At 74.5% G+C, this 13,037-nt stretch carries 13 protein-coding genes; 3 read left to right on the top strand and 10 right to left on the bottom strand.

From position 1 onward, the window contains the following. Window positions 1–21 precede the first annotated feature (21 nt). On the top strand, window positions 22–999 hold the full coding sequence (locus SM611_RS33055) for an ornithine cyclodeaminase family protein (protein ID WP_371954262.1): 978 nt from the start codon (window positions 22–24) through the stop codon (window positions 997–999). Window positions 1,000–1,020: 21 nt separating this feature from the next. On the opposite strand, the gene SM611_RS33050 is transcribed toward SM611_RS33055, so the two are convergent. The 3 genes from SM611_RS33050 to SM611_RS33040 form a co-directional block, all read right to left on the bottom strand. Continuing rightward, window positions 1,021–2,400 carry an NADP-dependent succinic semialdehyde dehydrogenase gene (locus SM611_RS33050; RefSeq protein WP_371954261.1) on the bottom strand — a complete coding sequence of 460 codons (1,380 nt, stop codon included), beginning with the start codon at window positions 2,398–2,400 and terminating at the stop codon, window positions 1,021–1,023. A gap of 115 nt (window positions 2,401–2,515) precedes the next feature. Next, window positions 2,516–3,535, bottom strand: coding sequence for a lactonase family protein (locus SM611_RS33045; protein WP_371954260.1), 1,020 nt, complete (start codon window positions 3,533–3,535; stop codon window positions 2,516–2,518). A 173-nt stretch (window positions 3,536–3,708) separates the two neighbouring features. Next, window positions 3,709–4,503, bottom strand: coding sequence for an acyl-CoA thioesterase (locus tag SM611_RS33040; protein ID WP_371954259.1), 795 nt, complete (start codon window positions 4,501–4,503; stop codon window positions 3,709–3,711). A 192-nt stretch (window positions 4,504–4,695) separates the two neighbouring features. Between SM611_RS33040 and pgi the strand changes: the two genes are divergently transcribed. Beyond that, window positions 4,696–6,342 carry a glucose-6-phosphate isomerase gene (gene pgi, locus SM611_RS33035; RefSeq protein ID WP_371954258.1) on the top strand — a complete coding sequence of 549 codons (1,647 nt, stop codon included), beginning with the start codon at window positions 4,696–4,698 and terminating at the stop codon, window positions 6,340–6,342. A gap of 105 nt (window positions 6,343–6,447) precedes the next feature. Here pgi and SM611_RS33030 read toward each other — a convergent pair whose 3' ends face one another. From SM611_RS33030 to SM611_RS33005, 6 genes are all read right to left on the bottom strand, one after another. Continuing rightward, window positions 6,448–6,705: an EF-hand domain-containing protein gene (locus SM611_RS33030; protein ID WP_371954257.1), complete on the bottom strand. Its 258-nt coding sequence runs from the start codon at window positions 6,703–6,705 to the stop codon at window positions 6,448–6,450. A gap of 98 nt (window positions 6,706–6,803) precedes the next feature. Next, window positions 6,804–7,547, bottom strand: a complete 744-nt coding sequence (locus tag SM611_RS33025; RefSeq protein WP_371954256.1) for a sugar isomerase domain-containing protein — start codon at window positions 7,545–7,547, stop codon at window positions 6,804–6,806. Then, the gene (locus SM611_RS33020) at window positions 7,540–7,977 is read right to left on the bottom strand and encodes a PTS sugar transporter subunit IIA (RefSeq protein ID WP_371954255.1); all 438 of its coding nucleotides are present in this window, start codon (window positions 7,975–7,977) and stop codon (window positions 7,540–7,542) included. The genes SM611_RS33025 and SM611_RS33020 overlap by 8 nt, the downstream gene beginning before the upstream one ends. Next, on the bottom strand, window positions 7,974–8,276 hold the full coding sequence (locus SM611_RS33015) for a PTS sugar transporter subunit IIB (RefSeq protein ID WP_371954254.1): 303 nt from the start codon (window positions 8,274–8,276) through the stop codon (window positions 7,974–7,976). The genes SM611_RS33020 and SM611_RS33015 overlap by 4 nt, the downstream gene beginning before the upstream one ends. Window positions 8,277–8,304: 28 nt before the next feature. Continuing rightward, the gene (gene ulaA / locus SM611_RS33010) at window positions 8,305–9,771 is read right to left on the bottom strand and encodes a PTS ascorbate transporter subunit IIC (RefSeq protein ID WP_371954253.1); all 1,467 of its coding nucleotides are present in this window, start codon (window positions 9,769–9,771) and stop codon (window positions 8,305–8,307) included. 12 nt (window positions 9,772–9,783) lie between these two features. Next, window positions 9,784–10,518, bottom strand: a complete 735-nt coding sequence (locus SM611_RS33005; protein ID WP_371954252.1) for a GntR family transcriptional regulator — start codon at window positions 10,516–10,518, stop codon at window positions 9,784–9,786. Window positions 10,519–10,835: 317 nt separating this feature from the next. Between SM611_RS33005 and SM611_RS33000 the strand changes: the two genes are divergently transcribed. Next, a complete protein-coding gene (locus tag SM611_RS33000; protein ID WP_371954251.1) occupies window positions 10,836–11,951 on the top strand; it encodes a carbohydrate kinase family protein in 1,116 nt (371 codons plus the stop codon). Between the two features lie 76 nt (window positions 11,952–12,027). On the opposite strand, the gene SM611_RS32995 is transcribed toward SM611_RS33000, so the two are convergent. Further along, entirely contained in the window at window positions 12,028–12,963 is a 936-nt protein-coding gene (locus SM611_RS32995; RefSeq protein WP_371954250.1) for an AraC family transcriptional regulator, read from the bottom strand. Window positions 12,964–13,037 lie beyond the last annotated feature (74 nt).

The raw sequence follows: 13,037 nt of genomic DNA, 5'->3' as shown, positions 1-13,037 counted from the left end.
CGCGCTCGCGAAGATCGCCCCATGGCCGATGTCCTGCTGCTCTCCGGCGCCGACGTGCGCGCGGTGTTCGACCTCCCGGCGGCGATCGCCTCGCAGCGGGCCGCGTTCGGCGCGCTCGGCCGCAGGGAGGCGCGGCTCGCGCCGCGGCTGCTGCTGGACGGCCCGGACGGCGACGTCGCGTTCTGCTACGTCTCCCGGCTGCCCGGCACCGGCGCCGTCGCCAAGTTCGGCAGCGTCAACCCGGGCAACGCGGCGCGCGGGCTGCCCACCGTCGCCGCCCTCGTGACCGCCCAAGACCCGGTCGACGGGCGGCCCGTCGCGATCATCGAGGGGGAGGCCGTCACGACGCTGCGCACGTCGGCGGCGAGCGCGGTCGCCGCCGACCATCTCGCGGCGCCGGGCGCGTCCCGGCTCGCCGTCGTCGGGTGCGGCGTCCAGGGCCGCGCGCACGTCCCGGCGATGGCGGCGGTCCGCCCGGTCAGCGGGGTCGTCCTGGCCTGCCGCCACCCCGACACGTGCACCGTCGCCGCCGGGCTGTCGGACGAGCTGGGGATCCCGGTCGAGCGGGCGGCGTCGGTCCGGGAGGCGGTCGAGGGCGCGCAGATCGTCGTCACCGCCACCACCAGCACCGAACCGGTCGTCTTCGGCGCCTGGCTCGACCCGGGCTGCACCGTCCTGAGCGTCGGGTCCTTCGCCCCGGACCGGGCCGAGGTCGACGACGAGGTCCTCACCCGCGCCGCCGCCGTCGTCGTGGACGACGTGCCCACCGCGCTGGACCACGCCGGTCCCGTCGTCGCCGCCGTCCGCGCCGGGCACCTGAGCCCGGAGGAGGTGCGGCCGCTCGGACCCGTCGTCGCGGGCCTGGCCGCCGGCCGGGAGTCGCCCGGCGACATCGTCTTCTACAACAGCGTCGGCGTCGGCGTGCAGGACACGGCGGCGGCCTCGGTCATCGTCGAGCGCGCCCGCGCGGCGGGCGTCGGACGGCACGTGGAGCTGTGACGCGGCCGCCCGCGGCGCGGCTCAGCCGACCCACACCGTCTTGGCGTTGCAGAAGGCGCGCAGGCCGTCCGCCGACAGCTCGCGTCCGTACCCGGAGCGCTTCACCCCGCCGAACGGCAGCTCCGGATACGACGTCGTCTTGCCGTTGATGAAGACCTGCCCGGCGTCCAGCTCGCGGACGAACCGCTCCCGCTCGGCGTCGTCCCGCGTCCAGGCGTTCGAGCCGAGCCCGAAGCCCGTCGCGTTCGCGACCTCCACCGCCTCCGACACCCCGCGGACCCGGAACAGCGACGCGACCGGCCCGAAGACCTCCTCGTGGTACATGCGCATGTCCGGCGTGACGCCGGAGACCACGGTCGGCGGGTAGAACCAGCCCGGCCCGTCCGGCCGCTCCCCGCCGCACAGCACGGTCGCGCCCTTGCCCACCGCGTCCGCGACCAGCTCCTCGACGTCGGCGCGGCCCCGCTCGCTGGCGAGGGGACCGACGTCGGTCGAGTCGTCCATCGGGTCGCCGACCCGCTGCGCGCGCATGCTCTCCACGAACAGCCGCTCGAACTCGTCCGCGCAGCCGATGTCGGCGATGAACCGCTTCGCCGAGATGCAGCTCTGCCCGTTGTTCAGGCAGCGCGACTCCGCCGCCGTGCGGGCCGCGGCCTCGATGTCGGCGGACGGCATCACCACGAACGGGTCGCTGCCGCCGAGCTCCAGCACCGTCGGCTTGACCTCGTCCCCGGCGATCGCGGCGACCGACCGCCCGGCGGGCTCGCTGCCGGTCAGCGTCGCCGCCTTCACCCGCGGGTCGCGCAGCACCCGCTCCACCTTCGACGAGCCGATCAGCAGTGTCTGGAACGCGCCCTCGGGGAACCCGGCGCGGCGGAACAGGTCCTCCAGGAACAGCGCCGTCTGCGGGACGTTCGAGGAGTGCTTCAGCAGCCCCACGTTCCCCGCCATCAGCCCCGGCGCCGCGAACCTGATCACCTGCCAGAGCGGGAAGTTCCAGGGCATGACCGCCAGCACCGGCCCGAGCGGCCGGTAGCGCACGTAGGCGTCGGACGCCCCCACGCGGCCCGGATCGGCGGGCCGCCGGTCGGCCAGGAACTCCGCCGCGTGCGCGGCGTAGAACCGGCACGCCTGGGCGCACTTCCGCGCCTCCGCCCCGGCGGCCTTCAGCGTCTTGCCCATCTCCGTCGTCAGCATGGCGCCGATCTGCTCGGCCTCCCGGTCGAGGATGTCCGCCGCCGCGTTCATCCACTCCGCGCGCTGCTCCAGCCGGGTCTCGCGGTACGAGGCGAACGTGTCCGCCGCCCGCGCGACGCGCCGGTCGACCTCCTCGTCGGTCAGCGCGTCGAAGGTCTTCTCGATCTCCCCGGTCGCGGGGTTGGTCGTGGCGATCGTCGTCATGTCGGGATGCTCCCTGCGTGTCCGGCCCGTTGGTCCGGACGTGCCCGTGAGCCCCTGCGGGAAACGCCCGTCGGGCCGGTGCCCGTCAGGCCGGCGTCCGTCGGGCCGGTGCCCGTCAGGCGGGGACCACGCACACCGGCGACGGGACGCTCAGCGGCGGCCCCGCCGGCACCGGGACGCCGTCGCCGCCGATGCGGAACGTCGTGACCGTGCCGCTCCGCTCGTTCGCGACGTGCATCCCGTCGCCGTCCACGTGCAGGTCGCGCGGCCAGTGCCCGCCCGAGGGGACGTCGGCGACGGGCCGGAGCGCCGCGCCGCCGTCCAGGACCCGGTGGGCCGTCACCACGTCCGTGCCGCGCATCGTGGTGTAGACGAACCGGCCGCCGTCGCCGAGCTTGACGGCCGCGCCCTGGGCAGGGTCGCCCGCCGGCCCCGCCGTGGCCGGGGACTCCGCCGCGACCTCCAGCGCCGCGTACCCGTCCAGCGGGCGCAGGACGAGTACCGCCGCGGCCAGTTCGGTGAGCACGTGCACGAACCCGCCCGGGTGGACGACCAGGTGCCGCGGCCCGTACCCGGCCGGCAGCGGCGTCTCCCCGGTGAGCCGCAGCGCGCCGCCCTCAAGCCGGAACGAGCGGACGAGGTCGGCGCCGAGGTCGGTCGTCAGGACGGTCCCGTCCGGGGCGTGCGCGGACATGTGGGCGTGCGGGCCCTCCTGGCGGTCGGAGCGGGGCCCCCGGCCGTGGCCCGCGGCGACGGAGGCGTCACCGGCGAACCCGCCGTCCGGTGCCAGGGGGTAGGCCCGGACCGTCCCGGACCCGTAGTCGGCGGCGATCAGCCGCGCGCCGTCCGGCGTCACGGACAGGTGGCAGGGGAGGGCCCCGGCCGCCCGCCGGCCGATCTCCCGGAGCCGCCCGCCGGCCGCCTCGTAGGCGGCGACCCCGCCCTCGTCCTCCTCGTGGACCGCGTAGAGGACGTCCTTGCCCGGATGCGCGGCCAGGTAGGACGGGGACACCGCCTCGGCGGCGAGCTCGGGGGCGCCGAGCGTCCCGTCGGGGCGCCGCGTCACCCGGTAGATCCCCGCGCCGTGCCCGGCCCCGCCGGTGTACGTGCCGATCCAGAACGCCCGTTCGCCCACCCGGTCCCCACCCCGATCGTGATCCGTCCGCCGCCGCGGCCGAGGCGAGCCTAGTGCGCTGTCCACCAAGGTTCACCGAGTGCGTTGAGCTGCGGCGTGTTGTTGGTATGAGCGCGCCTGAAGCAACAACACGCCGCAGCTCAACGATGTGGTGGCCTGGTCGACGTGGGCCGTCAGGACCCGGGCCGCAGCAGGGCCTCCTGCGCCACCGAGACCAGGAGGGTCCCGTCCGCCGTGTGGAGCGTTCCGCGCGCGAGTCCGCGGGCGCCGTGGTTGGTGACCGGGTCCACCGAGTAGAGCAGCCACTGGTCGACGCGGGGCGGGCGGTGGAACCACATCGCGTGGTCCAGCGTGACCGCGGTGACGAGTCGCCTCGGCGAGCCGGGCGCGCGGGCGCTGCTGACCACCGCCATGTCCGACAGGTAGGTGATGAGGCACGCGTGCAGGGCGGGGTCGTCGCCGACCGGCGCGGACGCCCGGACCCAGAACGGGTGCGCCAGCGGGAACTCGTCGCCGCCGGGCGGGTCCACCACGCGGATGTCGAAGCCCGCGGGGTGCTTGAGGAAGGACGGGATCACCGACTCGCCCAGCCCCTCCGGGCCCGGCACGCCCGACGGCGGGTCCGGCTGCCAGTCGAAGCCGTCCTCCGGGTCGTGGAACGAGGCGATCAGCTCCAGGATCGGCTTGCCGCCCTGGCTGGCGGTGACGTGCCGGGTCGAGAACGAGCGGCCGTCGCGGGTGCGGGCCACGTCGAACGTCAGCGGCTCGTCCGGCGATCCCGGCCGGATGAAGTAGGCGTGCAGGGAGTGCGGCGGGCGCCCGCCGGCGGTCAGGCAGGCGGCGCGCAGGCTCTGCCCCGCGACCTGCCCGCCGAACAGCCTCGGCCGCCCCACCGACGGCGAGGTGGCCTGGAAGGAGTCCTCGCCGAGCGGGGCCAGGTCGAACATTCGCGTGATGCCATCGCCCATGGGAACCCTCCTGCAACCTGCGCCGTCGCGGCGACCCTACTGGGGCGCCGGGCGGGCGCGGCCGGCCGGGGCGGTCGCCTGCGCGGCGGGGGACGGCACTGATACGGTCACGCGCGCGGCCGACCTATGATCGCCGTGGGGACGGCGCCCGGGGGACTTCGGCGCCCGCCCCGCGAGGAGATGAGAGAGGCAATGGCAGATATCACCGAGTCGCCTGAATGGTCCGCGCTGGCCGAGCACCACGCCGCGCTCGCCGGGCGGCACCTGCGGGACCTGTTCGCGGACGATCCGGGGCGCGTCGACCGCATGACGGTGACCGCGGGGGACCTCCACCTGGACTACTCCAAGCACCGCGCCACGGGGGAGACGCTGGCGCTCCTCGTGGCGCTCGCCGAGCGGGCCGGGCTGCGCGCCCGGATCGAGGCGATGTTCACCGGGGAGCACATCAACGTCAGCGAGGACCGCGCCGTCCTGCACACCGCGCTGCGGCTCCCGCCCGGCGAGGCCCTCACCGTGGACGGCCAGGACGTCGCCGGCGACGTGCACGCCGTCCTGGACAAGATGACCGACTTCGCCGGACGCGTCCGCTCGGGGGAGTGGACCGGCTTCACCGGCAAGCGCATCACGACGGTCGTCAACATCGGCATCGGCGGCTCCGACCTCGGCCCCGCCATGGCCTACGAGGCCCTCCGCGACTTCGCCGACGCCGGGATCGCCTGCCGCTTCGTCTCCAACATCGACCCCGCCGACATCGTCGGGACGCTCGCCGGGCTCGACCCCGAGCAGACCCTCTTCGTGATCAGCTCCAAGACGTTCGGCACGCTGGAGACCCTCACCAACGCGCGGGCCGCCCGGCGGTGGCTCGTCGAGCGGCTCGGCGACGACAAGGCCGTGTCCCGGCACTTCGCCGCCGTCTCCACGAACGCCGAGCGCGTCGCCGACTTCGGCATCGACACCGCCAACATGTTCGGCTTCTGGGACTGGGTCGGCGGCCGGTACTCCTTCGACGGCGCCATCGGCCTCTCCCTGATGATCGCGATCGGCGGCGAGGCGTTCCGCGAGATGCTCGCCGGCTTCCGCGAGATCGACGAGCACTTCCGCGCCGCGCCGTTCGAGGCGAACATGCCGGTGCTGATGGGCCTGCTCGGCGTCTGGTACACCGACTTCTTCGGCGCGCAGACCCGGGCGGTGCTGCCCTACAGCCAGCGGCTGGCGCGCTTCCCCGCCTACCTGCAGCAGCTCACGATGGAGTCGAACGGCAAGTCCGTGCGGGCCGACGGCGCGCCCGTCGTCGCGCAGACCGGCGCGATCTTCTGGGGCGAGCCCGGCACCAACGGCCAGCACGCCTTCTACCAGCTGCTGCACCAGGGCACCCGGCTCGTCCCGGCCGACTTCATCGGCTTCGCCGAGCCGTTCGCGGAGCCCGCCGCCGACGGGCGGGCCGGCATGCACGACCTGCTCACCGCGAACATGCTGGCGCAGACGTCGGCACTCGCGTTCGGCAAGACCGCCGAGGAGATCGCCGCCGAGGGCGCGCCCGCCGCGGTCGTGCCGCACAAGGTCATGCCGGGCAACCGGCCGACCAGCACGATCCTCGTCCCGAAGCTCACCCCGAAGACCCTCGGCAGCCTCGTCGCGCTCTACGAGCACGTCGTGTTCGTCGAGGGGACGATCTGGGGCATCGACTCCTTCGACCAGTGGGGCGTCGAACTCGGCAAGGTCATGGCCATGGACCTCGCGCCCGCGCTCACCTCGCCGGAGCCGCCCGCGCAGGCGCCCGACGCGTCCACGGCCGCGCTCGTCCGCCGGTATCGGGAGCTGCGCGGCCGGCGGGTCTGACCCCGGCACGCGCCAGGGCCCGCCGGCCGCGCCGGCGGGCCCTCGTCGGTCAGGCTCCGTCGTCGGTCAGGCTCCGTCGTCGGTCAGGCTCCGGCCGGCGCCGGGTCAGGCTCCGGCGGCCGGCAGCGGGCCCCCGGCCCAGCCCTGGGAGTCCAGGATGGCGCGGAACTCCTCGTAGGAGATGAACCCGTCGAGGTTGCCGTCCGCCTTCTCGAACCTGTCCTGCGTCTCGGCGCGCGTCCAGGCGAGCCCGAGCTCGTCCAGCACGAGCGTGAACTCCATCAGGTCGAGCTTCTGGTCGCCGCCGAGGTCCGCGCGCGTGAACAGCGCCAGAAGGTCGTCCTCGGTCGGTCGTGTCGTCATCTCGCTCCTCGTTCTGTGCGATGGTGGCCACGCATCATGTCACAGGGAGCAACCCCGGCCATAGGTGAAACGCCACAGGGAAGTGCCCAGGTTTCCGGCTATTCATCCCCGGTCAGCTCGGGGACGCGGTGCCGGTAGCGCGCGAGCAGCGCGGCGTTCACCTCGTCGCCGCCGGGGACGTTCGCGCTCGTCCAGCGCGGCGGGTCCGCCCCGCGCGCCGCCGCGAGGTCGTCCAGGGCGGCCAGCACCCGCGACCACGCGTACGCGGCGAGGATCGTGGAGACCGCCGCGGTGCGCGGCGCCGCCGCCGGATGCAGCACGTCGCCGGGCGGGACGCGCGTGTCCAGCACGATCTCGGCGTGGTCGGCGAGCGTCGTCTCCGCCCGCGCCGCCGCGCCCTCCGCCGCCCGCGCCGACGTCACCGCGATCACCGGCACCCCCCGTGCCCGGCACTCCGCCGCGACCTCGACCGGGTACGGGTTGCGGCCGCTGGTGGAGAACACCACCGCCACGTCGGGCGGGGCCGGCGCCGCCCGTTCGACCACGGCGCGCCCGACCCCGGCCTCCCGCTCGACGCGGGTACTGCGCACCGCGTCGCCGAGCGGGACCACGCCCGGGTCCCAGATCGGCCGGACGGCCGCGAGGCCCCCGGCCCGGTAGAACGTCTCGAACACCATGGCGAGCGAATGCCCCGCCCCGGCGACGTGCACGATCCCGCCGGCCTCGACCGCCTCCAGGACGGCCGCGGCGGCGGCGCCGACCGCCGTGCCGGAGGCCGCGTCGAGGTCGTCCAGCAGGGCCCGCACCCGGTCGGGGAAACCCGTCCGGGCGGTGTCAGGCATCGGGCAGTGCCTCCTCCAGGGTGCGGGCCAGGCCGTCGCGGCCGGACGCAGCGCGGAGCCGGTCGGCCAGGCCGCCGGACAGCGCGCGCGCCAGCCCGGACAGGACGCCGACGTGCGCGTCGGCGCCGGGCGTGCAGAAGGCGAGCAGCAGGTCGACGGGGTCGTTGTCGGGATGGCCGAACTCGACCGGCGCCGCCAGCCGGGCCGCGCCGACGCCGACGGCCAGCCCGCCCTCCTCGGGACGCGCGTGGACGAGCGCCAGGCCCTTGGTCAGCACGATGTACGGGCCGTTCTCCTCGACCACGCGGACGCACGCGTCCGGGTAGCCCTCGGCCGCCGCGCCCGCGCCGACCAGCGCGGAGGCCGCCTCCCGGACGGCCTCCCGCCAGCCGTGCGCCGCCACGCCGTCCAGAGCGGCGATGACCGTCACGAGAGCCAGCCCCGCTCGGTCAGGCGTTCGCGCAACCGCGCCTCCAGGCCCTCCTTGTCCAGGAAGTCGCTGATCGTGATCACCACGGGCGCCAGCTCGGCGATCTCCTCGGTGTGCATGCCCTGCCCGATCACCACGTCGGGCGACATCCCGCGCGCCGTCGACACGTCGGTGTTCTCCACCCGCGCGTCCACGCCGAGCGAGCGCAGCGCGTCCTCGGCGGTCATCTTGAGCATCAGGCTGGAGCCCATGCCGACGCCGCAGACCGCGAGGACCTCCAGTTGCCGGTCCAGTGCCATCTCGGTTCCTCTCCCGTCGTAGGTGTCGTCAGGCCCGCGCGGCGGCCGTGTCCTCGGGCGCGGTGCCCTCGTCCCCGTCCGCGCCGTCCCCGGGCGCGCCGCCCTCGCTCGCGGCCCGGCGCTTCTCGGCGCGGCCGAGCAGGAGCAGCGTCGCGACCATCGCGGCGAGCGCGACCCCGGGCACGAGCCAGACCGCGCCGCCGCCGGCGACGGGGTCCGCGGCCTTCAGCAGCCACGCGATCGCGTACCAGTCGGGGTCGGCGAGGGTGGCGAGCTCCGGCGCGGTCTTCTCGTACAGGTCCCAGGTGACGGCCTGCCCGGCCGCGAGGATCAGCCCGGTGATCACGCCGCCGAGGACGGCGCCGCGCCAGCCCGCCACCGCGTTGCCGAACAGCGCCGCCGCGCCGCCCACGAAGAACAGCATGATCATGGGCGGCGCGAGGGTGAACCAGCCGGCCCCCGCGAACACGCCCAGGCAGACCAGGAACACCGCCGTGGACGAGACGAACCCGACCATGACGGCGGTCGGCGCGACGGGGAACACGGTCGGCGCGTCCAGCGCCGGGCGGGTGCCGGGGATGACCCGGTCGCTGAATCCCTTGAACGCCGGGACGATCTCGCCGAGGAACATCCGCACGCCGAACAGCAGGATCGCGATGCCGCCCGCGAACCGGAGGCCGACCAGGATCGCCCACACCCACGGGGACAGTTTGTCGTCCATCTCGGCCGCCGCCCGGGTCACCACGCCGTCGTCGGCGAGCGCGACCCCCATCAGCATGATCACGGTGATGATGAGCGCGGTGCTGACGTTGACGTCCTTGAAGAACGACAGCTGGCGGGGCAGTCTCAGCTTCTCGGTGTCGTGCTTCTCGCGGCTGCCGAGCGGGCGCGCCGCGTATCCGGTGATCAGGCACGCGAGCGAGCTGGTGTGGGCGAAACCGAACCGGTCGTCGGGCATGACGCGGCGCATCAGCGGGCGCATCCACAGCGGCTGCAGCGTCCAGTACGCGGCGACGAACCCGGCCCCGCACAGCACCAGCGTGAGCTGGTCGGCGCCCGGCGCGATCGTCACCAGCGACGCGACGGTCACCGTGCTGATCCAGAACATCAGGTGCCCGGTCAGGTAGAGGTAGCGGGCCGCCGGGAACAGCCGGACGACCAGCACGTGGAGCAGGAACGCGACCGTGATGACGAGCGCGACCGTCCCGCCCTGGTCGGTGAGGAAGTCGGCGAGGGTGTTGTCGGCCTTCGGGGGCGTGGTGTCCATCGCGCTGGCGAGGACGGTCTGGAAGCTGGTCAGCCCGCCGGTGAACACCTCCACGCCGATGAAGAGGATGACGACGCCGATCGTGGCGCGCAGCGCGCCCGCGAAGACGTCCTCGAACCGCTTCCGCTGGAGGATCAGGCCGATCAGGGTGATGAGTCCGATGAGGATGGGGACCTGGCCGAACACGTTGTCGGCCAGGAAGGTGAGGATGTCCTTGACGACGTCCATGGTGGGGTCGCCTCACTTCCCGGGGGGTGGTCGCAGGTCGAGTTCCAGGCGGTAGCGGTCGCCGCGGTAGACGGACCGGACGTACTCCAGGGGCCGCCCGCCCGCGTCCCTGGTGATCCGCTCGAACAGGAACGCCGGCGTGTGCACCGGCACGCCCAGCTCGGCGGCCTCCTCGGGGGTGGTGACGGTCGGCTCGATCGTCTCGGTGCCCGAGGCGATCACGACGCCGGCGCCGCGCAGCAGGTCGTAGAACGACTGACCCTCCAGGTCGTGCCGGCGCAGGCCCGGCATCAGCGCGCGCGCCAGGTAGAGGGTCTCGATGGCCATCGTCGCCCCGTCGGCCAGCCGGAGCCGCCGAATGGTAAATACCTCTTCCTCGGGCGGGAGGGCGAGCCGCCTGCCGATCCGCGCCCCCGCCGTCCCGGTGCGGAACGACAGGACGCGCCCGCCCGGCTTCATGCCGCGCCTGAGCATGTCCTCGGTGAACGACGTCATCGTCAGCGACACCGCGATCCGGGGTTCGGCCACGTAGGTGCCGCTGCCGTGCCGCCGGTCGAGCAGCCCGTCGGCGACGAGCCCGTCGATGGCCTGGCGCAGCGTGGGCCGTGAGACGCCGAGCTCCCCGGCGAGCCGGCGCTCGGGCGGGAGGGCGTCCCCGGCCTCCATGCCGTCCAGCATGGCGAGGAGCTCGCGGCGCACCGCCTGCCGTTTCGTGCTCCCGGACCGGGCCTCACCGCCAGATGGCACGCCGTCCACCTCCTGGGGGTTGTTCCTGTCGCAGCACACCGTATGTCCGATTAAGTCGACTGGTCAATACCACTTTGGCGATGTTCGCCGTGGTCCATGCCGGGCTCGCCCCGTCAGTGGAACCTGTTGCGCGACTGGTGGACGATGCTCGCCGAACACAGGCGCGGTTCGCCTCCTCGATCTTGGAGGAGAGAACTCCACGGGGGAAAGGCGCAGGTGGACGACATCCGGTTGTACGTTCCTGAGTAGACGTCGGATGTCGGAGGCGGCGGGTAGGGTCCGGGAGATCCAGCCCACGCCTCGCCACGGGGGGCCTCGTGACTCAGGAGACCGCGACGGGACGGGCGCCCGAGCCGTCCCTCGCCGACCCCTGCGCGGAGCGGGAGCCCGCCGGGGAGCGGCTGCACGCCGGCGGGGCCGGCCCGCGCCTGGACGTGTTCCTGTCCGGCCAGGTCTTCATGGACATGATCTTCACCGGGCTGCCGGGGCCGCCGCCGCCCGGAACCGAGATCGTCACCGACGGGCTGGGCTCGGCGCCCGGCGGCGTCGCCAACATCGCGGTCGCGATGAGCCGGCTCGGACTGCGGGTCGGGCTGGCGGCGCCGTTCGGCGACGACATGTTCGGCGCCTACCTGTGGCGCACCCTCGCCGAGCAGGAGGACGTCGACCTCGGGCTGTCGCGGCGGGTGCCCGGCTGGTCGACGCCCGTCACCGTCTCCATGGCCTACGACTCCGACCGCGCCATGGTGACGTTCGTCAAGCCCGTCCCATCCCCGCTGGACGACCTGGGCGCGCCGCCGCCGGACGCGCGGGCCTGCTTCGTCGACGTCGACCGCCCCGTCCCGCCGTGGGCGGTGGAGATGCGCGCACGGGGCGCGCTGGTGTTCGGCGACCTCGGCTGGGATCAGACCGGCGCCTGGCCGGCGGAGGTCCTCGACCGCCTCGCGCACGTCGACGTCTTCCTGCCGAACGCCGCCGAGGCGATGGCCTACACCCGCACCGCGAGCCCGGCGGAGGCGGCCGAGGCGCTCGCCGGGCGGGTGCCGGTGGTGGTGGTCAAGCGCGGCGGCGACGGCGCCCTCGCGATCGACGCGCGGACGGGGGAGCGGGCCGAGGTCGGCGCCCTGCCGGTGGAGGCCCTCGATCCGACGGGCGCGGGCGACGTGTTCGCCGCCGGGTTCGTGTTCGCCACGCTCGCCGGGCTGCCCCTCGCCGAGCGGCTCCGGTTCGCGAACCTGTGCGCCGGGCTGTCGGTGCGGCACCGCAGCGGCTCCCTCGGCTCGCCCTGCTGGGGGGAGATCGCCGCGTTCGGCGAGTCGGCGGAGGTCCCCGAGGCGGTGCTGGCGGAGTACGCCTTCGTGATCCCCTTCATCCCGGACGCGGCGGCCGACTCGGTCGTCCGCGCCGAGCCCACGCTGCGCACCCAGCACTAGCCGCACCCGGCACTGACCGCACCCGGCACTGACCGCACCCGGCACTAACCGCACCCGGTACCGGCCGCACCCGGCACTAGCCGCGGCCGGCGCGGTACTCCTGCGGGCTGACGCCGCGCTCGCGCTTGAACGCGGTGCTCAGCGCGAACGCGGTGCCGTAGCCGACCTGGCGCGCGATGGCGTCCAGCGTCGCGTCGCTCTCGCGCAGCAGGTCGGCGGCCTGCGCGAGGCGGATGCCGGTCAGGTAGGCCATGGGCGGCTCGCCGATCAGCTTCGCGAACCGCTGCGCCAGCGCCGCGCGGGACGTCCCGACCCGGGCGGCCAGGTCCGCGACCGTCCACGGGTGCGCGAGGTCGTCGTGCAGGAGCCGCAGCGCGGGCCCGGCGACGGGGTCGCCGTGGGCGCGGTACCAGCCGGGCGCCTCGGCGTCCGGGCGGGAGAACCAGGCGCGCAGCGTCGCGATGAGCAGCAGGTCGAGGAGCCGGTCGAGGACGACGTCCTGGCCGGGCTCGTCCTTGCCGATCTCCTCGCCGAGCACGTCGACGAGCGGCGACTTCCAGGCGTCGCCGCGGACGATCGCGATCGGCGGCAGCGCGGACAGCAGCCGCCGGGTGACGGCGCCGCGCATCTGGTAGGTGCCGATCAGCATGACCGCGGTGCCGTCGGGGTCGTTGCCCCAGGCGCGGACGCCGAGGTCCATCGCCTCCGACAGGCTCGTCCCGTCCGGGGTGGTGCAGCGCTGGCCGGGATGGATGACGACCTGCGGCTCGGTGGCCGGGTCGTCGCTGACCGTGTAGGGGTCGGGCCCGCGGAAGACGACCATGTCGCCGGGGCCGACGCGCTGCGGCTCCGCGTCGTCCGGGACGAGCCACGCGTCGTCCGCGACCATGGACAGCAGCGTCAGCGGCGCCTCGTCCTGGATGCGGAGGGACCACGGCGGCGCGAGGGTCGAGCGGAGCATGAACGCCCCCCGGGCGCGCGGGCCGTCGAGGAGGTCGGTGAGAGCGTCCACGACCGCCAGCCTAGACGCTCGCGTATGCGGGCCGGCTTCTCAACGATGGTCGCTGGAACCGCCGCGCTGTTGAC

It is taken from the genome of Actinomadura monticuli, from assembly GCF_041463655.1.
GTDB classification, from domain to species: Bacteria; Actinomycetota; Actinomycetes; order Streptosporangiales; family Streptosporangiaceae; genus Spirillospora; species Spirillospora monticuli.
This window is presented reverse-complemented; position numbering and strand designations above follow the sequence as displayed.